13 protein-coding genes are annotated in these 23,820 nt (G+C 33.2%); 9 read left to right on the top strand and 4 right to left on the bottom strand.

The genetic code is table 11. The annotated features are described in order from the left end of the window. Positions 1-6: 6 nt before the first annotated feature. Entirely contained in the window at positions 7-1,344 is a 1,338-nt protein-coding gene (locus AAGE00_RS04535) for a hypothetical protein (protein ID WP_096097233.1), read from the bottom strand. A 752-nt stretch (positions 1,345-2,096) separates the two neighbouring features. On the opposite strand from AAGE00_RS04535, the gene AAGE00_RS04540 reads away from it, so the two are divergent. Together AAGE00_RS04540 and AAGE00_RS04545 are read left to right on the top strand one after the other, a co-directional pair. Then, positions 2,097-3,344: a hypothetical protein gene (locus tag AAGE00_RS04540; RefSeq protein ID WP_264686030.1), complete on the top strand. Its 1,248-nt coding sequence runs from the start codon at positions 2,097-2,099 to the stop codon at positions 3,342-3,344. A gap of 202 nt (positions 3,345-3,546) precedes the next feature. Beyond that, positions 3,547-15,399, top strand: a complete 11,853-nt coding sequence (locus AAGE00_RS04545; RefSeq protein ID WP_264686029.1) for an ankyrin repeat domain-containing protein — start codon at positions 3,547-3,549, stop codon at positions 15,397-15,399. A 315-nt stretch (positions 15,400-15,714) separates the two neighbouring features. On the opposite strand, the gene AAGE00_RS04550 is transcribed toward AAGE00_RS04545, so the two are convergent. Both AAGE00_RS04550 and AAGE00_RS04555 read right to left on the bottom strand, forming a co-directional pair. Next, positions 15,715-16,674: an IS5 family transposase gene (locus AAGE00_RS04550; RefSeq protein WP_341815149.1), complete on the bottom strand. Its 960-nt coding sequence runs from the start codon at positions 16,672-16,674 to the stop codon at positions 15,715-15,717. Between the two features lie 176 nt (positions 16,675-16,850). Next, a complete protein-coding gene (locus tag AAGE00_RS04555; RefSeq protein WP_264706885.1) occupies positions 16,851-17,816 on the bottom strand; it encodes an Rpn family recombination-promoting nuclease/putative transposase in 966 nt (321 codons plus the stop codon). A 121-nt stretch (positions 17,817-17,937) separates the two neighbouring features. Between AAGE00_RS04555 and AAGE00_RS04560 the strand changes: the two genes are divergently transcribed. The 4 genes from AAGE00_RS04560 (at position 17,938) to AAGE00_RS04575 (ending at position 20,597) form a co-directional block, all read left to right on the top strand. After that, positions 17,938-18,492, top strand: coding sequence for a helix-turn-helix domain-containing protein (locus tag AAGE00_RS04560; protein WP_341815175.1), 555 nt, complete (start codon positions 17,938-17,940; stop codon positions 18,490-18,492). Beyond that, a complete protein-coding gene (locus AAGE00_RS04565; RefSeq protein WP_265032143.1) occupies positions 18,476-18,838 on the top strand; it encodes a helix-turn-helix domain-containing protein in 363 nt (120 codons plus the stop codon). Before AAGE00_RS04560 ends, AAGE00_RS04565 begins: the two co-directional genes overlap by 17 nt. Before the next feature lie 206 nt (positions 18,839-19,044). Next, a complete protein-coding gene (locus AAGE00_RS04570) occupies positions 19,045-19,713 on the top strand; it encodes a RadC family protein (protein WP_265024777.1) in 669 nt (222 codons plus the stop codon). Positions 19,714-20,000: 287 nt separating this feature from the next. Continuing rightward, positions 20,001-20,597, top strand: a complete 597-nt coding sequence (locus AAGE00_RS04575) for a hypothetical protein (RefSeq protein ID WP_341815176.1) — start codon at positions 20,001-20,003, stop codon at positions 20,595-20,597. A 29-nt stretch (positions 20,598-20,626) separates the two neighbouring features. On the opposite strand, the gene AAGE00_RS04580 is transcribed toward AAGE00_RS04575, so the two are convergent. Beyond that, positions 20,627-21,586 carry an IS5 family transposase gene (locus AAGE00_RS04580; RefSeq protein WP_341815149.1) on the bottom strand — a complete coding sequence of 320 codons (960 nt, stop codon included), beginning with the start codon at positions 21,584-21,586 and terminating at the stop codon, positions 20,627-20,629. Between the two features lie 139 nt (positions 21,587-21,725). Here AAGE00_RS04580 and AAGE00_RS04585 point away from each other — a divergent pair, with 139 nt between their 5' ends. The 3 genes from AAGE00_RS04585 to AAGE00_RS04595 all read left to right on the top strand — a co-directional run bounded on the left by AAGE00_RS04585 (position 21,726) and on the right by AAGE00_RS04595 (position 23,792). Then, a complete protein-coding gene (locus tag AAGE00_RS04585) occupies positions 21,726-22,079 on the top strand; it encodes a hypothetical protein (protein ID WP_341815177.1) in 354 nt (117 codons plus the stop codon). A 268-nt stretch (positions 22,080-22,347) separates the two neighbouring features. Then, positions 22,348-22,746, top strand: a complete 399-nt coding sequence (locus tag AAGE00_RS04590) for a recombinase family protein (protein WP_341815178.1) — start codon at positions 22,348-22,350, stop codon at positions 22,744-22,746. Between the two features lie 86 nt (positions 22,747-22,832). Then, positions 22,833-23,792 carry an IS5 family transposase gene (locus AAGE00_RS04595; RefSeq protein ID WP_341815149.1) on the top strand — a complete coding sequence of 320 codons (960 nt, stop codon included), beginning with the start codon at positions 22,833-22,835 and terminating at the stop codon, positions 23,790-23,792. The last annotated feature ends 28 nt before the right edge of the window (positions 23,793-23,820 follow it).

Raw genomic sequence — 23,820 nt, forward strand, 5'->3', positions numbered from 1 at the left:
TTACTCCTATTTGCTATGGCTTAAAGATTTTATATTATATGGGGTATCAGTCGTACTGAGACTTGACTGTGGCAAAGTATCACCAGCTTCACGCAAAATTGATTCTTTAGAAGCTTCTTGAGCTAATTTAGAAAATACTTGTTCTCCTAACTGCAATTTTTTACCCCCATGAAATAACTGAATTTTACTTAATACAGAATCTTTAACCTTTATCATCTCTTCACCACTCATTTCTTTTACGTGCTTTAATATCTTCCCTAATATTTCTTCTTTACTTACCCCTTGTCTACTTGGATCCACAATTAAATTTGCTATTGTATATGTAACTGAATAGTCTACAAAAATAGAGGAAATAGATTGCTCCCCGCGGTCTTGAGTTTTTAATTTTATTATACGTTCCCAAACATTCATCATACATTTTTTTGTTTCTTCAGACAGATCTGGATTCTTCAGTACTTGATCTGATAATGAAGATAAAAAAGTTGTGTAACGTTCACATTCAATCTGACTACACAATCGGATTAATTCCATAAAAGAATCAAAGTAATACTGACCTACTAGCACATTCAACACTGCATAATAAGTATTTTCCTTATAATCTCTATCTAGTAATTTTTTCTTTTGCTCATCATCCATTTTAGACAGGCAAAACTCTATGGTGTCTACTTCTTTGTAACCCTTTACTGCAGATAAAGCTGCTTCAATTAACAGATCATCTTTATCTTGACTAGAAATACTGGAATCATTGTGTAATTTATTATAGAAGAACTCTATACCTTCTTCCCAGTTTTTATTAGAATTTATCTGTATGGATTTTTGCAAACCTTCAACTGATTTATATTCGTTTAGTTTTCCAATCTGCTTATCAATAAGAAAAGACCAGAAAGCTTCTATAGGGCTAGTTTCTTCGATATTTTCCAATAATTCTCTTCTCAGATCATCATCAGATCCATCTTCTTCAAAGGCACTTCTCTTAAATCTCATAAATACTTGTTCAAATAATCCAGGAATCTTATCTTCTAGACAATATTTACATGCCAAGTAATATCTATCTGCAAGATCAAGCGGATTTTCTTTTCCATTTTTATTTTTTTCTTCAGTTAGCCTTTCACCAACAGCTTTATTCTTTAATTTTATTCCATCCCAACAAGAATTATCAGAGAATATATCAGAAAAAAAAATTAGTTTTTCCTCATCAAAATCTTCAATTAATTGAATATAAGCCCTCAACCATCTTTCTACTCTAAGGTGTTTTCTTGCTTTAACTTGATTATCGTCGCCTTTAATAGCACCTTTTAATATATCAAGTATTTTATTGTAATTGTGATCCAAACCAGATTCCATACCCGCAACCCCATTTTGTATTTTAATATAAACTTTAGTCTAGTAAATTATCGTTGCCAAGTCAATCTTTTTCTCCAAACCTTACCACTGCACAACAGGAAATTTCTTGAGAGCCAAGTATGATATTTTCATTCTAATAATTAATTATTATAAAACATTTTTATTTACGAAAAAATAGACCTTGTTGTAACTAAAGAAACGTCTATTTTAGTGCTGCAAAAATTTGAATTATTGACTCTTTCTAAAATTGCAAAAAAGGTCGTATATTTGCGAGAACAAGCCGCATAGAAATAAGGTTATAAAAATAGAAGGTTTAAATTATTTTCATAAGCTTAGGCAAAACAGTTCGTACGTAGGTTTAGTAAAAGTGAGCCAATATAGCTGATTTCAGCGTATAATGAAATTATTATCTAGAAAAGTTCGTATGTATCGTTTGGTAGTCCAACTGATTCCAAGAAAAATTGTTCTCACCGTCCCTGGTTTTGAGCACTGAAAATGGCTATATTATTTAAGCTATTAGTAAAATACGTTGTTAGATTAATACTAATTTTCTTAAGGAGGAATTTAAGGCAAACTCATAATGAAAACAGAATTTGAAGGTAAAGAAAAATCCCGTACCGACCTTCTTAAGAGACTTTTGCCTAAAACTACTTTGGGTTAGAAAATTTTCTACAATAATGATTGACAAGTTTTAAAGATAGAATACTATACTTAAAATGTAATTGATAATCTAATTAATTAAGGTAGTGGCTATGTTGCGTTCAGATATTCCAAAAGTTTTGTTTTCGTCTATTAAAGAGGATGATCCCCATAGAGCATCTAAGCTTTTTCAAATTGAACGCTGGTGCTATGCAAATTGGCGTCTGCACCAAAAAAGTGGCAAAAAAGGACGTAATTTTCTTGCACAGGTATTGTCTAGTGAGGATTGTTGGAAAAAAGTAGACAATTTACATGGAGTTAAGCTTGATAGGCAAGTCGTAGGCAAAAAGTTAATTGCGCCAGATTCAGGTAATCTCTTTGATAAGTATGCCATTGCCTGTAGTTGCTGTCTAGAAGAAGATATTATTGCTTTGTTTGAGGAAAGAAAAGAGGAATTATCAGCTCAAGGTAAGAGTAGTCTATTGGAGTATGAGCACTTAGTTAGGTGTTGCGGGTCGGGTCTTTTAGCGCAGTTTTGGTCACATTTTATTAGCGGTTATATCTCTAAATTAAATTTAGATGGCTGTCATCCATATGAATATGGACTTAAGTGTGCTGTGAGCCTTAAGCAGGAGCAGGCAGTGGAATTCTTTTGGAATAAAATAAAATCATTACCTGAAAGTGAGATGAGTGAACAGAAAAAGGATGAAATCTTGATGAAGACAGCAGTATATGTAGCAGGGAACCGTTGTAATAGTTATCCTGAAATATTCGAGTTTTGTTTTAGTCAAATAAGTCCTGATAAATATCCAGAACTTCTAAAAAGAGACTTAGCTGAAAATGGTTATTATGGTAGTTTGAATACACTACAGGGTGCACTTCGCTTTGATAAATTTCAGGAATTATTTGATTGTTTAAAGCCAAATGATGTTCCAGAAGATGATTATAATATCTGGTTAGACATGGAAATCAAAAAACATTCAGAGCCTTATGTAAGTGAAAGTGTAAAGCTTTTTATGCATATGTGGATGAAGGAAGGATTTGATAGCCATCGTGCTTTAGTGATAAGAGAGGAACTAGAGGATAAATCACCTCTTTTCTGTACAGTTTTATTAACACCTTTAGTAGAAAAGGGCTGTATGGAACCAGTATGGGCGTTATTAAATAAAGCTAATTCTGATCAGGTTAAAGAGTTTATGTGTTCTAAACAGGCAGGCTACATACGATCTATATTGGAAAAAAGAGATGCTGATTCATTGAATAAGTTTCTAGCATATAGAAAGTCTACAGATGAAGAGTTCACTAGCTTAACTGAAGTTGAATTAAGCAAAGCATGTGAGCAATTAGGGTTAGGCAATTAAGGTATTATAAGGCAATTCTATAAAGTAGGTGGTGGTTTCTTGTTACTACTTTAGCTTCTGTCAAAAAGATGTTGCATTGTAATACAAATGTTATATACACAAGTCAGCATGTAGGCAAAAATAGCTTTTATTATTGATATCTCTGATGGTTATACAATAAGCTTGGTATAGTGGGTTTAGTATAATATAATGAAGGGGGTTTGTGTTCAAGATACAATATCCAACAGATCATCTAAAAAAAGAAGATGTTAATTCAAAGATTACTGAATTATCGGATGAAGTGCAATATATAGAGCAAGCTAGAGAATTTTCTCAACTTAAGCGTTATCGGAGATCTGATGTTGATTCCGAAAGTGGAAGTCAGATTAAGAGAATCGATGTTCCAGGAGACGGTAGTTGCTTGTTTTGGTCTGTTACTATGGCTTACTTAATACCCGTCAGAAACGACGATGCTTTATTTCGACAAAGGTATGAAGTACTATTTGGAAATGATGGAACTGTAACCCAAAATTTAGATCATATTAGAGGTTTGGTTCGGAATTTAGGTGCTGCGAATTATGATGATACATTTGCAAATTTAGTAAGAAACTTATTTCGTAATCGAGTAGTTGATCACATAAGTTCTTATAGAAATGAGTTCAGAGATTTTGTTGAAGGTGATTTTGAGCGTTACTTGGAAAACATGAGGAACCCTGATACTTGGGGAGGTGAACCTGAAATAAGAGCAATGAGTGGAATGCTTAGCGCAACGATTAGTGTTTCTGGTGAAGTTGAGACTCAATATGGTAATGGGGATATTCAAATACAATTATTTCATGTTGGTGCACCAGGTAAACGAAACCATTATAATTTTGGTCTTGAAAGGAATATTATTGATAATGATAAAGAGCTTGCAAAAGGCTTAAAAAGAGTCATGGGTAAAGTAAGACCACAAGACTTTGAGTTAATACAGTTATTGATAGAGGAAGCAGATAAAGAAGTTGGTATAAGCCGGCAAGATGAGGATTTTAAATCTTTTGAACCGAGATTTCAGTCATTTGTGGATCAGATTCCATCTTATTTACACTCTGTAGAAAAAGCAGGGTTTTTTACACACTTCTTCCTAGGTAGTTTTTCTACTTTGTTGGATACAGAGATGGCAAAAAAGCTAGACATCAAGGAGATTTATTTTAGCTTTGACGGTGCAAAGACTTTGAAGGTAGCTATTATAAAAAATGGTGAAATGAAGAGTCAAAAAGATGTGATCGATAAAGTAAAATTATTTGTTATATCAGAAAGTGGTTCTCATTCTTACACTCAAGAGTTTGATCAAGGTGAATTGAAGGAGGTATTAGGCAAGCTTTACTCTCTTATCGAAAATAACCTAGATAAAATTAAAGTTAAATCAATAAAAATCATTAAAGATGCCGGTCATCAGGGAGAAATAGTTGTTGATGTGAAAGATAAAGGAGTAGACATAGAACATAATTCTGAAGTTCAATTTAAAAAAGTGAGAAAAGGGTTATGGAGGGATCCCGAAGTCGATATAGCGAAGCTAGCTATTTCCAATCAGCGAACAGTTAAAGCATCTTTAAGGAGAATTCTTGATAAGATTTACACAATTCACTCCGAATATGCAGACTCACTAATCTATGCTAGCAGAGCACGTGAAGCAGCACATCATGGGTTTGCGGTAGGCGTTTTCATGAATTTCCACTACAGGTATAATTTTAGAGTCTACCCAGAGCAATTTGCAGGAAGGGGTTATGCAGATATTATCTTGCTGGCTCGTGGTCCTGATCGTGCATTGGATTCTATTCCCATTATTATTGAATTAAAAGCGGGAGCAGGTTCTAATGCTACTCCAGATAAGGCTTTGCAGCAAGCAGAAAAGTATGCACAAGGCTTTCAACCAAATATTCAGCGAGTTCTAACCACTGCAGATGACATTTTATGTGTTGGTGTCAATCTTGATAATCCATCTCCTATCTCTGATATTAAAGTATCAAATCGTGGGGAAGAAATAATTCCTCTTTTTCAAGATATGCTAAAATCTGCTGATGACTGGGATACGCAAAGGATTGGAACAATAGAATTAAAGGGACAGGTGAAAGATAATCTAGAACGTATTTATCATACGTTTCCTGGTACACCTGAGAAGGGAGATAAACATTATTTTAGTAGATTTTTACTAGGGCAATCACTATTGCTAAATAGAGTTGAAGATTTAAAAACTGGTTTTAAAAAATACATTTTTATCTATGGAGACAATATACCTACCGAGGTACGTCCTAATCTTCGTGGGTCTGGACGTTTAGCAGCTGAAAGAGCCAGGGAGAGATTGTCAGCTAATCTTGATGCGAGTCATGCAGTTGTGACAATGGTGCTCATTCCAGAAAATACAGAGAAGTTGGTTTATGTAATAAATATTGTTGAAGCTAACAGAAAGGATGTTCTGAACGGGCTGGATGAAGTGCTCCCTCTTGATAGATTAAATAGAGAAATAGGGAATAGGGAAATAATCGAATTAAATCTTAATTTTGATACTAGGTACAAGTCAGATTTTAAAAGATATCTTACTATTTGGACTGAAAAATACAATTCTTTACAAGAGTACAACAACGGAGATAATAGATTTCAAGGTACTTTTAAAGAAGTTACTTATCCTAATGAGTTAAAAGAAACATTTGATAAAGCACTAGATATCCAATCCTTATCAATAAGAGGATATAGTAGATTATTAGAAAAAATTGGAGAAGGAATCTTTCCTTTTAAGAGTCTCGTTAATAAAGAAGCTCATTTCCAGGGAATATTGAATGGAGTGTTTAGTTATTATAGTGACTTAAAATTACAGGAATCACCAGAAACTAGAGCATTAGTTTTAACTGAGTTTCAAACTGGTAGAGGGGAACGTATTGACATGCTAGTTCATGGTATTAAGTTTGTGGCTCAAGGTGGAAATGCTGAGGAGTACACTCCAATAGGGTTAGAACTTAAGGCATCAAGGCAGGGTAAAGGGGCTCAAGCTTTATTGAGGGAAGCAAATGATCAAATAAATGAAGAGTACAAAGAAGGTGTTACCTATAAAACACTTACAGATGGTGATGAGGTAAAATTTATCGGTGTTGTTTTCGATAAAGGATCTAATAATCCGAATAAACTTATTTTAACAAGTAGGACAACCAAGGAAGGATTTATTCCTGTTGGAGTAGTTCATAGTTCACATCATATGTTGCCTACTGTAGGGCAGTGTTCTAAAAGAAAATCTTCATCGCCGGAGTATCCACCAAGTAAAAAGCCAAGAAGAGAAAGAAGTGTAAGTATGGCCTGCATAGATTCGTTTGATGAAGAAAAGATTACAAAGGAAGAAAAAAAGCAACGTGTTAAAGAGCTATTTGATATTGATAATGCTAAGGATTTAACTAATGAAATTGTAGATATAGGTCGTGAGCAAGTGTTTGATATGATAGGCAATGCTGATAGGACTGATGTAAAAGTAAAAGATAACAATGGTAATGATAAAAAATTGATAATAGGTGATATTATAGAAATGAAGAATGCAGAAAGATATTTTGTAGATGATTATAGTGATGGTATTGAGATCTTAGTAAAAGTAGGCAGAGATAAGGATCGCGTTATAAAAGAAAAAATAAAAGGACAAAATATTGAGTATTATTTAAGCATCGATGGCTATGAAGTAAAATTCGATGATATAATTAAAAATTTTACTACAGATGCAGAAAGAGAGAAAATTCATAATAAATTACATCAACTATCAAATGATAAGCAGTTGTTAGAGAATAAAAAATACATTGAAGATATAGGTGATGTTCAAACTAATCAAGATTACTCTAATATTGTAGAGGAAATTAAACAGAACTTGCTAGCAAAAGGTGTTAGGGAAGATACTTTTGATACGTTTAAAAATCATTTTGATGATCTTGGTGAAAAAGTTTTTGCAGATTATATTAGTAATGTAGAAAGCAGCCTTCAAGAAAAAGGAATTGCATTTGATCGTGATAAATTTGATTCAGCGAAAATAAAAGGAGCAAAAGGTGGAAAGTTTTTTTCCATGATGGCTATATATGACTTGCTTGATAGTATAGGTGATACAGCAACACTTGGACGACATGATAATAATGCTTTAAAGCAAGTATTTGGTATCAATGGTATACTAGATGCTATGGATGATGTTAGGACGAGTGTAAGTATTTCTTCTAATAGTAAAGTAGGAAAATTGATTAGTAAAGTACCACAACCTGTACGTCAAACGTTTGTTAAGATTATCAGTAACCCCATAGTTCAAAGTATTACATTTGCAACTATTGCTTATCAATTTGGGTATAGTATAAATGAAATAGCTCAAGGTAATCATCATCCATTAAATTATTATTGGACAGCTAGTAGTGGTGTAAAACTAGCAAGTATGAGCATAAGGCCTATAAGTGCAAGTGTTAGCTTTACAGTAAAAAGTGTAAGTGCTACTACTAAGATTTTAAGAGGGTTATCTGCTGCAGGTAAAGTTTTAGGTAGGGTAGCAGTAGTTACTATGGTTGCTGATGTATTAATAACAATTGGTGTAGAAGTTCATGAGAGAATAGAGTATACAAAAGCAATAGCAGAACAAGTACCTCTATTACCTGGTGGTGAACAAGCGGAAGTATTTTTTGCAGGGGTAATCAAGTTTTTTACAGGAAGAGATGTAGAAAAAGAATATGAAGACACAATTAGAATAAAAGGTTATTTAACTTACGTAAAAGAAGCAGCTATTAAACTGTTAAATGACAATTATGACATAGATGCGGTTGTACAATACGTAATCTCCATTGAAGAGAAATATAGTGAGGTGATTAAAAATATGGGTGCACAGGCTATATGTATTATGCCATCACCGTATGGTCCTGAGTGTGCGACGCAGATGAAGTGGACATGTGATTTAGAAAAAAAATATAAAGATATCTCTTTTGACAAGATCAATATAGCCTCTAGTGTAAAAAGAGATTTGTCTTCTATTGATATCTCTAAGATATTGACTATGACACCTTATACTTTGGTTATGAGTGAAGGTTGGGAAAGGTTTATCTGTGGTATAAAGAATAGTCCTCAATGCTATCAAGAGATTGAAGAAAAGAAAGTTTATGTTGTTAATACGGATGCAAAACATATCCCTCATCTAACAAAATACGAGTATGAAAATCTTGGCTTAAGAATTGTAGATGCACCATTAACAAATCCGATACAAAAATCTCAATGCAGCAAAACAATCAATACAAAGCACACAGGTGACGATGCGTTCGCTCCATGTAACAGTGGCAAAATTTATAGAAATTGTCAAGAGAGCTTTACTCTCTCAGGCGGACCTTTTATCTTTACTAATCCAACAAGAAAAGAGCATAGTAATACAAAAAAGCAAACATTTCCTAGAGGATCAGTATTATATATTTCAGGACCTAAAACATTAACAGCAGCAGCAAATTATCCAGCAGTAATGCATATTCCAGAGGGTAGTAATATACGTTATGTTGGCTCAAAAAATAATGAAACTATTTTTATTATTAATGACTATACGTCTGGTACTCTTGAAGGTGGACCAGGAAAAGAAAATACTCTAGTAATGAATGTTAAGGCTAATAATGTCGTTGCAAATTTGCATGGTAGAACTATACGTTATGGTAATAGTAATAACATAAGATTGGTTAACACATATAACTATGTGTCTAATTCTGACAGCAAGCAAAATATTACTACTCACTGTAAAACAAGATTGATTAATGTAAAAAATGCAGAAGTCTGGCAGAATTCATTTAACTGCACAGACAAAGATTATGAAGTTAGAGTAGTTAACAAAGAAAATGTGCATAACAGGGGATTAAAACAAACAATATTTGTTGTTAATGAAGATAGTGATAATGCTAAGATAGTAAGTGATTTGGGCAGTACAGGAAAAATAAAAGGAAATATTGACATAATAAAGGTTCAAGTTGCTAATATCACACAGTGGGGAATAAGTGAAGATATAGAAAAGGTCGGCTATAGCTTAGATGTTTTAGCTAATAATACACAAAGTATTGTTTCAAGTACTAAAATCAATGATTTTAAAAATCTAGTAATTCAAGTAAATAGCAATGGAATAACAGAGTCTGTTGCAATACAAGATAAGTCTTTGTCTGATACAATAGAAGATATTAGATATCAAGAGCTGAAAAGTTCAGGAAGTGATATTAGTAGAGAGGTAATACAAAATAGTGCAAAAAAGTTAAAAGCATTTATACAAGCAAGTATTCTAGACCAACAATTACTTGATACTTACCAAATTGCAAAAGATATTGTCAATAACAATAATTTTGACATACCAGTATCTCAAGTAGAAGTTATTAAAAACCATATGGGAGTACCTAGTGAAAAAGTGATAATTGCTGGCATGTACTCAGGTCAAGTCATTGTTGATTTTAGCTATAGTAGCTCTGACGTTACAAGTAGTTATCAGAAATACCTTAATGGTGGACGGAACTATGGTTATGATGACTATCTGATGCTGTGTAATTACTATCAGGACATTACAATAGAAGGAGAGAAAGGGCAACACCAGTATATTATCAAACTACCAGATACATTAAATAGCAAAACTTCATTGTCGCCAATAAGGCTCAATTTAAAAATAAAAAACAAAGTGGTGTCTTATCAAAACATACCTTATAGTATCATTGATTTTGCTGAGTTAAGTGTAACAGATGTTGATGGTATAAGCATAGAAGAAGGTAAAAGGGATTATATAAATGAATGTTATGGCAAATCAATCTCTGACCTTACAGAGGATAGTTTAAAGATACAAGATATTACAATATTTGATAGTGTAGGTACTAAATGGTCTTTATCCATTGGTTTAGTTGATTATTTTCAAAATCCAGAGAATCAACAAATTGTATTACGAATAAACAATGAGCTTTATAAAATTGATAGTACAAACTTAAGGCTTGAGCATCTAGAGATCAATCCTAGCTCTTTCAGATACTATCAACCAGAGGAACAAGGATTACAAATTTATCATAATCAACCTACTAATAAGAATGATGTTGGTTTAGTTGACTTTAGAGATAAGTCTATATTGGATTTTGATACAGAGATTGCTGATGATAGTTTAGTGTTATCACATAAGAATAATACCTTAGCAAAAGTAGAAAATTGGAATACCTATCAACCAGCAAGGGAAATGATGTTTGCTTTTAATGATACGATGGTTTCTAATTTGAAATGCATAGTCTCTACTTGTAATTCAGAAGATATTATAGAGGATTTTTATAAGGAAACAGTAGATTTATTAAAAGAGCAGGTATTTAATGCAACATTGCAAAGAAATAATAGTAAAGCTGAGGATTTGATAAAAAAGATTAAAAGTATAGATATTGGAAATGAGCATGAATTAACACCTTTAAATATGGCTATTCAAGGAGGTAGGTTGGATGTAGTAAAAGTTCTTTTTGATAGAAAGGATTTTAGTGTTGAAAATAAGGACGCCCTTCCTCTGCACTTAGCTGCTCAGGAGGGTAAATTAAATATAGCTGAGTTCCTTATCGATAAAGGTTATGATATTAAAGATAAAGCTGAAGATAAAGATAGTAGAACACCTCTTCGTATAGCTGGTTGCAATGGTAATTTAGATGTGGTCAAATTCTTCCTTAGTAAGGATGCAACAAGTATTGAGGATAGAAACAACGATCCATATAAGATGATGGAAACGGTTAAGGTTTTAAAGAAGGAGATTATTAATCAAGCAGAAACCGTGCCTAACGTAAAAAGATGGGCAGAGTTTTTTGTAGAAAAGTTAAAATATTCAATAAAAAATGTAGTAAAAGAGAAGCTAAAGGATGGTATGTTACATGATCGTTATGGTTCGGTTAATACACTTGCTAATGACATTTATAATTTCGATCAAAGGTTGTTTAATAATACAATTAAGGGAGTTATAAATGACGTATATAGGAAAGTAGATACGAAAAAAATATTAAGTTGTGTAGAAAGCCATAATGATGTTAGTCAGCGTATATTGGGTTATGTGGCTGTATTTAACGCAATGCAAAGAAATAATGATTTAAATAATAGTGCAGTATTTAAGTTAGCTTACTATGTTAAAGAAGCAATCGAGATGAAGAACTATCCTGATGTTCATCAAGAAGAAAGATCTAACCTTGAGAAACTAAAAAGCAGATTGCCAGAATCAGTAAGGAATGCAGTATTTTCATCGAAAGTATGTATTAAGAATATTTATCAAGGTGAATATTTATATGCTGCTAACAAATGTTTCAATTATGATACCGACAGACGAATGGCATTTACTTGGACTCCAAAGAATGAAAAAAATGATAAGTTTAGGTGGAATATTAAACCTGATGGTGACAACTTTTATATAGTGAATGTTGCATTTAATGAAACTTTGTATGCTGCTAGTAACTATTTTAATTATGATAATGATAGACGAATGGCATTTACTTGGATTCCAGGTGAACAGGTTACACAAGGTGTGTGGAAGATTGAGCCTAACGGTGATAAATGTAATATAAGGAATGTTAAGCATAATGAGTATTTGTATGCTGCTGATTATGCTAAATATGACAAAGATAGGAGAAGAGTATTTACTTGGATTCCAGGGGGCAAGGTTATGCAAGGTGTATGGAAGATAGAAGATTGTGGGTCTAATGTAAGAAAAGTTAGAGATATTGTTAGTAATGCTAAGGGAGAATTAGATCAAGAATTGCTAGATGCTGTAAAAGTTGGAGATATGAGCAAAGTAAGAGATTCTGTCAATCGAGGAGCTAATGTTAATACTGAAGACAGAGATGGTAATACCCCTGCACGCAATGCTGTATTAAAAGGTCACTTTGGTATATTTAAATACCTTGTTGAAAATGGCGTTAGTTTAGAGGGTAAAGATCATCGTTGTCGCCCCTCTATATGTGATGCTTCTTATAGTGGTAATTTGGATATACTAAAGTACCTTATTGGGAAAGGCGTTGATATTAATGAGTCTGATAATAATGGTTGGACACCGCTACATTTTGCTGCATGGAGAGGCTACTTAGAAGTCGCTAACTTTTTAATAGAAAAGGGTGCTAATATTAACGTTGAGAACATTTTTGGCAGGAAACCTATACATGTTGCTGCTGAAAATAATAATACAAACATTATAGAATTTTTTCTCAGCAAGGGAATGAGCATCGATGATGTTGATAGATATGGTCGAACACCACTATACTGTGCTTCTTGGAATGGTCACTTGGGTGTAGTAAAGTACCTTGTAGAAAAGGGAGCTGACGTTTATACTCAAGACAAAGGTGGTAAAACATTACTAGATATTGCTACTCATCAAGAGCGCAGCGATGTTGTAGACTATTTAAAACAAGTGCAGCTAAATCAAGAATTACTTATTGCAGCACAATATGGTAATTTTGATGAAGTTAGAGATCTTGTAAGTCAAGGGGCTAGCTTGAATGCTAAGTATAGTAATGGGATGACTGTTATGCATTCTGCTGCTTATGGTGGTAATCTGGATATAGTAAAATATTTTGTAGCAGATGCAAAAAATAGCTTAGAAATTAAAGATAATGGCGGTAGAGTTCCCCTGCACTATGCTGCTTACAATGGTAAGCTAGATGTGGTAAAGTATTTTGTAGATGAAGGGGAAGTTGATGTTAATCTAAAAGATAGTGATGGGCAGACAGCATTGCACATGGCTTCTGGTGGCGGCCATCTGGATGTAGTGGGGTATCTTGCAAGTAAGGGAGCAGATATCAAAGCTAAAGATAAGGATGGTAAGACACCGCTAGATATCGCCATCGACCGAAAGCATGATAGCATCGTAAAATACTTAAAACAAGCTCAATTAAATGAGCAATTACTGGCTGCAGTAAAAGATAGTGATTTTAATGAAGTTCAAGGCCTTGTAAATCGAGGTGCTAACGTTAATGCTAAAGATAAAGATGGTAAAACCCCTCTACATTATGCTTCATGTTCTGTTCATCATTTAGGTATGGTGAAGTATCTTATAAGTAAAGGTGCTGATATTGATGTTAAAGATAACAGTGGTAGAACTCCTGAAGATGAGGAACGTTATACTAATTCTGATACAATGAGGCAAGTTTTTATGCAAGCACACTTAGATAAAGAATTGTTACTTACTGTAAAAAATGAAAAAGATCTAAAGACAATTAGTGATCTTATTGCGAAAGATATTGACGACAGAACGCATGGTGGGTTTTATTATACTTGGAGTGGTAATTTAGGTACAGTAGAGTTTCTTGTTAGTAAAGATGTGAGTGTTAATGCGACTGATAAATATGGCTGCACATTACTACACTGGGCTGCATTGAAAGGTCATTCAGATATTGCTAAGTTTTTAGTTGATAAGGAAGCTAATGTGAATGCTAAGGATATACTTGGCAGGACTCCTATTCACTTTGCTGTTATGAATAATCACAAGGATATTCAAGATGTATATGGTAGAGGTTCTACATACACTACTGCTGAGAGCAGTGATGAAGAGGTTATACAACTTTTTCTCATGAGAGGAGCAAGTATTAATGAGGCTGATAAAAATGGTGAGACGCCACTACACTTGGCTTCTTGGGGTGGTCATTTAGATACATTGCAGCATCTTATAAATAATGGAGCTAATATTAGTACTAAAGATAGTAGTGGCAACACACCACTAGATATTGCTAGAGATAAGGGACATAATAATCTTGTACAGTACTTACAACAAACACAATTAATCCTAGATAAACAGTTATTAAGCGCAATAGGAAATAGTGATTTTAATAAAGTTAGAGGTCTTATTGCTCAAGGTGCTAATATTGATACCAAAGACAAAGATGGCAGTACACTACTGTATTCAGCTGCTGAAATCGGTGATTTAGATAGAATAAAATTCCTTCTTGATAATGGTGCTAATATTGAAACTAAAAATGGGGAATATCAAGCAACTCCTTTGCATGGAGCTGTGTTAAATGAAAGACTAAATGTGGTCAAATTGCTTCTTAATCGTGGTGCAAACGTTAACGCTGAAGACAAAGACAATTGGACACCTTTACATTATGCTGCTGATACCAACAGTCTTGATATAGTAAAAGTTCTTGTCGATGCTCATGCTAATCTTGATGCTAGAGGTGATTACGGCAAGGCACCGCTAGATATTGCTAGAGATAGTAGTATTGCAGAATATTTAGAGAAAAAACTCAATGAAAAAGGAGAAAAACCTGTGCAACGCAGACGCCGTCATCACCACGGGGATCACAATCGCAATCATAATCACTCATCACATAAATTCCTTTCTGTAGATTCAAGTAATCAACCTGGAATAGCAGCAAGTAGTAGCACAAGACCATCTTCATGGATAAATGATTTATTTGGTTGGGTAAAAAGCTCTGTGAGTGGGTTATTAGCTTCTGAGTTGCCTGAAGTAGTATCAGGTACTAAAAGTCCAATCTCACAAATTGATGCAAAGATGGATGTAAATGGTGCAATAATGTTACTTGATGTGCTGGTTAGAAACGTCACGGGTCAAAAGTATATTTCTACAGCAGATCAGTCTATATCTCAACTAGAAGCACAGGGCTATGCACTCAATATTACAGAGGTATTTAAGAAAGTAATAGAGCAAGCTGGATTAAAAAGTGGTGTATCAATGCATCGATTAAATATTGATTTTGTGGAAATACAGAAAGAAGTTACAGGAAAAATCATGAGTGGTAAATTTGATGAGATCTCAGGAGTTTTAAGTTCGTATTTAGAGAAAGCATGTCCTAGTAGAGAAGCAGGATGTCCTGGTAAGTTAAGTTCGAAGAAGTTTGACAAGTTTATGGTAGAGTTTAATAGCAGGCTAAATGTTGTACTAAATCGATCAATACAACGGATATTACACAACAGAGATGGTAGATTAGAAGTTGATGGTGCAAAGCAAATGAATTTAGAGCCTCAAAGTTATTTAAGTAATGCTTCCGTTCAAGGCCATTCAAAGGACAAAGTATCAACTTGTCTTTCTGAGATAGGAGTAACCAAGCTTGTAGGTAATCTCAATAGGTAGGTTATAATATAAGAGTTAATATGCCAAGTAGTGGGAAATTTAAAGTGAAGGTAGCCAAAATAATTAGGGAAACAACCAGTAGCAAGTTTGATAGTCTTAATGCTAAAATGGATGAAGTAGACATTAAATGCTAAGTGATTAATGTATTTTCCATATTGAACTTACAGCACGTAGTTTTGATATAGAAGTTTGGGTAACGTTATGATAGTAATTTATATAATTCTTTGTGCAATCTTCATAGCTGTTTTAGATAGTTCACCAGATTCTTAATGGCTTTGTTGCATAGCACTGATAGGCATGTAAATCACAGTGAATTTACGCAGCTAATTTAAATTCAGCCATACCTATATCAGTAAATTTGTTCAATAAGTAGCACTTAATTAACAGCTCTTTTTCACGATTTACCTCTGATTTATTTTTCAAGCCAAACCCAAATATTTGCTTCAACCTATAGAAAAAGACTTCAATATAAGACCGTGCTCCATACTTAACTTTTTTCTTCCATTCATTAATACCATCTTCATAATTCTCATATGACCTAATTCTACTAATATACTTGTTTCTTTCTGATAAGTAGTCAGCTAAACAAATTTTAGTATCCTTCCTAGGGCGAATAATAGGCACAATATTGTATTTTCTGCATTCTTTATACACACTTTTTATATCATAAGCCGCATCTGCTCGAATAGAACAAATGTTATATTTATCACTGACTTCTTCTAACATATCGCAGACCGGCAAATAGTCTACAGCAACACCACTAGTGTAGTTCATGCTTATTGCTTTCTTATCATTTATGTTTAAAACAACATGTAATTTTCTTACTTGACCATAACCACTGTATTTTCTTTTTCGAATATTAAGCTTACTATGCCCACCGTTATTATTGTAGATACTAACTCTAGTGCTATCTACGGCAATTTCAACATTTTCCAGATCATCTTTATTGCTTCTATGGTCATCAATCTTCAAATTAAGCTTTTTAAATCTTCTGGAAGCTTGTGTATAGCTGATAATCTTAAGTTTTTTGCCTATTTGTACCATATAACCTTTTACAAAACCTACAGCTTGTCTCAAGCCAATTCTAAAAAGATGAACTATTATGTGTATTAAAATTACAACTTTATCACTATAAGTGTTATTGCCACCTGCAACTTTTGGACTATTTTCATACCAATTTTCTATGGCTTGATTAACAAAATGAAAAACATTTCCTCTTTTTTTGAGAAACTCGTTATATTCTCTTTGGTTACTTACTCTCATTTTTTGTGGCATAAGTTGTACTTGTTTGAAAAATGCCTATTTTACAACAAAATTCGTTAGTAGCCATATATTAAAAAGCTTTTCTTCTTACAATAACCTCAACCAACACTAGCTATGCAACAAAGCCATTCTTAATTAGGTGATATGTCGAACTTAGAGAAGGTTTTCATAAATGTTGAAGTGAATAATTATGTTTTTTCCTTGAGTTGTAAAATTTCAGAATGAGAGAGACCGGTAATTTGAGCGATAACATCTATAGAGACACCGGCCTTGAGTGAGTTTTTGGCCACAGCTATTTTAGTCTGTTGTTCACCCTCTGCTATACCCTCTTCCTTACCTTCAGCTCTACCTTTTTCATGGCCGATTTGGATGCCTTCTTTCTTGCCCTTCTCTTCTCCAATTTGGATGCCTTCATGTTTAGCATCATCGAGCTTTTGAGCAAGGACAGCCTGTTCATCACGAATACGTTTGATCTCTTGTTCGTAGGCTATAAATTCTTTTTCTGACCAGTTGAACCTATTTAGTTCTTCATATGCTCTTTCAATTATTAGATCACTTCCTATTATTCTCTCTAGCTCTTCTTCACTAGTTTCATCTGCATATCTAAAGAAGTAGACCCATTTTTCAACTATACTTGAAAGCTGATCTTCTTTGGTTTTTGGAAATTTAGGTAACTCAATAAATATAAAGTAAAAATCTTTTAGATCATGCTCATTAGTATCTTCATCGCGAATAGTATGCTTTGATTTGTACTCAGACTTATCAGGAAATAAAATACAGTCTGCTATAGCAATAAAGATAATTTCCTTAAGGTCATGATATTGATCGCCTTTATCAGCCTGTCTTGAATAGGCTTTAGCAGCATAGTATTGAGCACGTTTTTCAAAGCCCTTAGTTTTAGCGACCTGCATTTCGACTATGACTTGCAGCCCATTTTCATCCCTACAAAGAACATCAACAATGCTTTGTTTTTTAGAAGCAATATCAGGGTCTTGAATAGTACTTAAGAACTCTATATCCCTTATTGTACTTTTGCCGGTGAAGCCAAGGATATCATTAAGGAAGTGAATAAGAATGTCCTTATTTTTTTCAGTACCAAAGATGCGCTTGAACGATATATCATTCTTGGGATCGAGAAACTTCGAAAGAGCCATGAGAAAGTAAGATAAAAAGCATTAATAATTATACACAGTTGTGAAGAAATATTCAACTAAAATGCAAACATTTTGTATATCTTTATTTGGTAGTATTAACCTGTATAATATCTATTTCTGTATGGCAAAGCATACTACTGTTTCCATAAGGTACCAAATAGCGCAAAAAGTAAGGAGCTGGAGGTTAAAAAGAAAATATACCCTGAAAAACTTAGCAGGCAAAGCAAACATAAACTATCATACACTGCTAAGATATGAACAAGGAACATGTGGCATTCCAATTGAAAAGTTAAAAATATTAGCAGGGGCATTATCAATTCCTGTTGGAAATCTCTTTCCTAGACGAAAAGTACTAAAAGAAAGTAGTTGTTTCGACAAAGCTAAGACCCAGGAAATGTCTAATTTTATAGAAAAAACAGGAGGACACAAAGCAATTTATGCATTAACCAAATCTATCCGAGCTGAGGAAGAAAGTAATATAAAAGCAGCAAGAATAAAAATTGCAAAGAATCTAGTTAAAGCAGGGTTTGATAATGACATTATCTATCGAGCAACAGGCTTACCAATTGAAGAATATGCTGATAGAGAGAATATCGGCTGTACAAGCCAAAACGGAGGACAAGAGATAAAAAAATGGAAGAGGATATACACAAGAAGAATTGGCAAAAAAGCTTAATATAGGACCCTCACAGATACATCACTATGAACAAGGTAGTGTCACCATTTTAAGTGAAAGGTTATGGGAAATAGCAAAAGAATTGTCAGTAGATGCTGAAGATCTAATAAAGGAATACAAAGAAAGTGATTGTGAAGGAGAAAATGAATTATTAAGTTTGGCAAGAGAATATAGAAAAATTGACAACCAAGAATCACGAGATGAGCTAAATATATGGGTAGAATTTTTCTTGCAAAGAAAGCAAATTTACAAAGAGAAGATTAATAAAATAGAGGAAATGAAAGTTGCAAATAATTTACTTCAGTTAGGTTTTTCTACTGATGCTATTTCTAAAATAATTGATTAATAACAATTTTTTTTACATGAAGAATTAATTTTCAATTAGATAAAAATAAATATCTATTAAGATTTTAACCTATTCATAAAAAAATAAGTAAAAAAGATTGAAAAATTGATTTGACTTCACTCGGAAGCTATGGCTTTATGCCAATGCTGATAAAAAACAGCAGTAAATAATTAAAAACAATTTGTTATTAACGAGGAGTATATTTTATGAATAATGGTAAAAAACTTACAGAAGAAATAGAGAGAGTATTACAGAGTGGAGGAGGAAGTGCTCTATTTGATCGTGAGATAGTGTCAGTGCTTCTAGGAGCAGTTCACGACAGAAAGCAAGCACAAGATGTTACTAAAACTCTAATGGATAACTGCCCAGGAATAGGAGAAATTTTAGGACGAGAAATCGATGATCTGAAAATGATAGAAGGAATGACCGAACATGCAGCTGCAGCAATTGAATGTGTTAAAGAAGCTTATAAAAGAGCACTCAGAGAAGGGTTAAAAAGAGGCCCTGTAATGGATAGCCAAGAAAAGCTGATAGAGTATGTAAGGGTAAACATAGGCTTTTCAGCAAAAGAAGCTGTCCTGATAATATATTTGGATAAGCAGAACCGTTTGATAAGAGATGAAGTGTATTTTGGTACAATAGATGAAGTACACTTATCTGAAAGGAAAGTGGTAAAAAAGGCGTTATCAATGGAAGCAGCGTCAATAATATTAGCTCATAACCATCCAGGAGGGAGTTTAGAACCATCAGAAGATGATAAAGTAATGACTAGAGAATTAGTATCAGCATGTCAAGGAGTGGGAATTGAACTAGAGGATCACATTATTATGACAGACAAAGGATATTGCAGTTTTAAGGAAAGAGAGCTGTTATAAACCAAATTTCAATTGCTTGAGAAGTTTGGCTACACAATGAAATATAAAATCAAGTAGCAAAAAGACTTAGTCAAGAATCTGTATTGGAGAATTACAAAATATAAAAGATCTTTGTATAGTTTGTATATTAAGTTGTAGTTAAAGAATAAAAGTCCTGAAAAAGCTATTCTTTTATTATAAATAGTTGCAGAATATACAAGATCTTTTTATAATTTGCGTATTAAGTTAATCGTAAAGCAATAAATTGCTCTATAGACTTGAATAATATGCTTAATATAGGAGGGTATATGACTACTAAAAAAACAGTATCATTTGATGATATGGATGGAAATACTTATGAGTTAATCATTGATTCTAAAAAATTACCAAAAGGACTATATAGTGCTATTAGGCGTACTAGCAAAAAAAATCAGCAGCTTATACTTGTAGATGAGACTGATCCGAAAATATTTGATGATAAAAGCAGGTTTGAGAAGCCTGAAGGTGTGCCTTCCCCTAGCGATGTTTCTGAAAAATCAATCAATCTTGGAGAAGGACGTGAGGTTTATAACAAAAAATCTTCAAATCGTCAAAATCCGTTTATTCCAGCCTTAAGCAAGATAGAGCCAAGTGCAAGTGAAAATGCAGAATTAAGATGGTTTAAAAGTAGAGTAGTAAAGGCAAAAAGCGTAGAAGAACTGAACAAGACTATAGACCAAGCACTAAGTGCTGGAATCAGGATAAATGCGTATAGCGAAGGGCAGAAGAGTTTTGCTGATACAGTAATATCGAAAATGCCTTTGATCAAATGCAAAAAAAATGAGAAGGAAGACATAATATGTGAATTGATGCTAAATGGAGCAATATTCAGTTACGATCTATTGCAGGATGGCTTTGTTGCATAGCACTGATAGGCATGTAAATCACAGTGAATTTACGCAGCTAATTTAAATTCAGCCATACCTATATCAGTAAATTTGTTCAATAAGTAGCACTTAATTAACAGCTCTTTTTCACGATTTACCTCTGATTTATTTTTCAAGCCAAACCCAAATATTTGCTTCAACCTATAGAAAAAGACTTCAATATAAGACCGTGCTCCATACTTAACTTTTTTCTTCCATTCATTAATACCATCTTCATAATTCTCATATGACCTAATTCTACTAATATACTTGTTTCTTTCTGATAAGTAGTCAGCTAAACAAATTTTAGTATCCTTCCTAGGGCGAATAATAGGCACAATATTGTATTTTCTGCATTCTTTATACACACTTTTTATATCATAAGCCGCATCTGCTCGAATAGAACAAATGTTATATTTATCACTGACTTCTTCTAACATATCGCAGACCGGCAAATAGTCTACAGCAACACCACTAGTGTAGTTCATGCTTATTGCTTTCTTATCATTTATGTTTAAAACAACATGTAATTTTCTTACTTGACCATAACCACTGTATTTTCTTTTTCGAATATTAAGCTTACTATGCCCACCGTTATTATTGTAGATACTAACTCTAGTGCTATCTACGGCAATTTCAACATTTTCCAGATCATCTTTATTGCTTCTATGGTCATCAATCTTCAAATTAAGCTTTTTAAATCTTCTGGAAGCTTGTGTATAGCTGATAATCTTAAGTTTTTTGCCTATTTGTACCATATAACCTTTTACAAAACCTACAGCTTGTCTCAAGCCAATTCTAAAAAGATGAACTATTATGTGTATTAAAATTACAACTTTATCACTATAAGTGTTATTGCCACCTGCAACTTTTGGACTATTTTCATACCAATTTTCTATGGCTTGATTAACAAAATGAAAAACATTTCCTCTTTTTTTGAGAAACTCGTTATATTCTCTTTGGTTACTTACTCTCATTTTTTGTGGCATAAGTTGTACTTGTTTGAAAAATGCCTATTTTACAACAAAATTCGTTAGTAGCCATATATTAAAAAGCTTTTCTTCTTACAATAACCTCAACCAACACTAGCTATGCAACAAAGCCTTGCAGGATAAGGGAATAAGTGAGATGCATAACAAACTCTATCAAGAGGTTCGTCCACAGATAGATGAGTGGCTTAAAGAACTGAGAGAAATCGGTGAAAGTGCTATTGAAAATGAAGGAATCATAGAAGACGTGGAAATGGATAATCAGACGTTTTTTATGAAATTTTCTGAGAGTAGTAAGGTAAATATTGCAAGAATATTGGAAGGTACAAAAAATTTAGGATTAACCACAGGAGAGGTAAAATTAGGAGGTGATGTTATAGAAATAGGAAATAGTAAGGTTGAAGTTAGAATTGGAAAAGAAGGTGAAAGGAATTACGTTGATGTGTCTGATAATAGTGCTTTTACACTACCGACAATGTTGCAAAAAACATAAAAATAAAACTAGAGAAAACCATTTCTCGAAAACTTCTGTGTCCAGAACCAAGAGTCCGATTTACTTATAGCGCTAATAATCAATTAACCATCGGCTTTAAGGAATGATATGAACATATTATTTCAAGGAAAAGTCATGAGAAACAAGAGATTAGCTATCCAAATTAGCTGTAGCTATGAACCTAATCGGTTAGCAGAACAATGCTTATCAGATGCTTATGAAAAGGTAGTGTCAAAGGAAATAAGTCAAAAAAACTTAAAACATAAAAATGGGATTCAAGGAGGGTCAAATGGTAACAGTATGTTTATATGCGAGAGTTTCTTCGGGGAAACAAGTAGAAGGAAATACGATAGAAAGTCAAATTGCAGCTTTAGAGAAGCAAATTAATCTGGACGGATACAGATTGTTAAGTGAGTATAAATTTATTGATAACGGCTACAGTGGATCTCATTTAGTCCGCCCTGATTTAGAAAAATTACGTGATAAAGTAACAGAAGGTAAAATTGATAAGATTTACATTCATTCTCCTGATCGTTTATCTAGAAAATATGCATATCAAATGGTGCTGATTGAAGAATTTGAAAAAGCAGGAGCAAAAGTGGTTTTTTTAAATTATGAGATTAACGGTAACCCAGAATGGCTTTGTTGCATAGCTAGTGTTGGTTGAGGTTATTGTAAGAAGAAAAGCTTTTTAATATATGGCTACTAACGAATTTTGTTGTAAAATAGGCATTTTTCAAACAAGTACAACTTATGCCACAAAAAATGAGAGTAAGTAACCAAAGAGAATATAACGAGTTTCTCAAAAAAAGAGGAAATGTTTTTCATTTTGTTAATCAAGCCATAGAAAATTGGTATGAAAATAGTCCAAAAGTTGCAGGTGGCAATAACACTTATAGTGATAAAGTTGTAATTTTAATACACATAATAGTTCATCTTTTTAGAATTGGCTTGAGACAAGCTGTAGGTTTTGTAAAAGGTTATATGGTACAAATAGGCAAAAAACTTAAGATTATCAGCTATACACAAGCTTCCAGAAGATTTAAAAAGCTTAATTTGAAGATTGATGACCATAGAAGCAATAAAGATGATCTGGAAAATGTTGAAATTGCCGTAGATAGCACTAGAGTTAGTATCTACAATAATAACGGTGGGCATAGTAAGCTTAATATTCGAAAAAGAAAATACAGTGGTTATGGTCAAGTAAGAAAATTACATGTTGTTTTAAACATAAATGATAAGAAAGCAATAAGCATGAACTACACTAGTGGTGTTGCTGTAGACTATTTGCCGGTCTGCGATATGTTAGAAGAAGTCAGTGATAAATATAACATTTGTTCTATTCGAGCAGATGCGGCTTATGATATAAAAAGTGTGTATAAAGAATGCAGAAAATACAATATTGTGCCTATTATTCGCCCTAGGAAGGATACTAAAATTTGTTTAGCTGACTACTTATCAGAAAGAAACAAGTATATTAGTAGAATTAGGTCATATGAGAATTATGAAGATGGTATTAATGAATGGAAGAAAAAAGTTAAGTATGGAGCACGGTCTTATATTGAAGTCTTTTTCTATAGGTTGAAGCAAATATTTGGGTTTGGCTTGAAAAATAAATCAGAGGTAAATCGTGAAAAAGAGCTGTTAATTAAGTGCTACTTATTGAACAAATTTACTGATATAGGTATGGCTGAATTTAAATTAGCTGCGTAAATTCACTGTGATTTACATGCCTATCAGT

The organism is Wolbachia endosymbiont (group B) of Aricia artaxerxes (assembly GCF_964026975.1).
GTDB lineage: Bacteria > Pseudomonadota > Alphaproteobacteria > Rickettsiales > Anaplasmataceae > Wolbachia.

Coding starts and splice junctions, on each gene's coding strand:
- AAGE00_RS04570 (WP_265024777.1), top strand. CDS start 19,045: ATGAATAATGGTAAAAAACTTACAGAAGAAATAGAGAGAGTATTACAG.
- AAGE00_RS04595 (WP_341815149.1), top strand. CDS start 22,833: ATGCCACAAAAAATGAGAGTAAGTAACCAAAGAGAATATAACGAGTTT.
- AAGE00_RS04550 (WP_341815149.1), bottom strand. CDS start 16,674: ATGCCACAAAAAATGAGAGTAAGTAACCAAAGAGAATATAACGAGTTT.
- AAGE00_RS04585 (WP_341815177.1), top strand. CDS start 21,726: ATGCATAACAAACTCTATCAAGAGGTTCGTCCACAGATAGATGAGTGG.
- AAGE00_RS04575 (WP_341815176.1), top strand. CDS start 20,001: ATGACTACTAAAAAAACAGTATCATTTGATGATATGGATGGAAATACT.
- AAGE00_RS04535 (WP_096097233.1), bottom strand. CDS start 1,344: ATGGAATCTGGTTTGGATCACAATTACAATAAAATACTTGATATATTA.
- AAGE00_RS04540 (WP_264686030.1), top strand. CDS start 2,097: ATGTTGCGTTCAGATATTCCAAAAGTTTTGTTTTCGTCTATTAAAGAG.
- AAGE00_RS04580 (WP_341815149.1), bottom strand. CDS start 21,586: ATGCCACAAAAAATGAGAGTAAGTAACCAAAGAGAATATAACGAGTTT.
- AAGE00_RS04555 (WP_264706885.1), bottom strand. CDS start 17,816: ATGGCTCTTTCGAAGTTTCTCGATCCCAAGAATGATATATCGTTCAAG.
- AAGE00_RS04560 (WP_341815175.1), top strand. CDS start 17,938: ATGGCAAAGCATACTACTGTTTCCATAAGGTACCAAATAGCGCAAAAA.
- AAGE00_RS04590 (WP_341815178.1), top strand. CDS start 22,348: ATGGGATTCAAGGAGGGTCAAATGGTAACAGTATGTTTATATGCGAGA.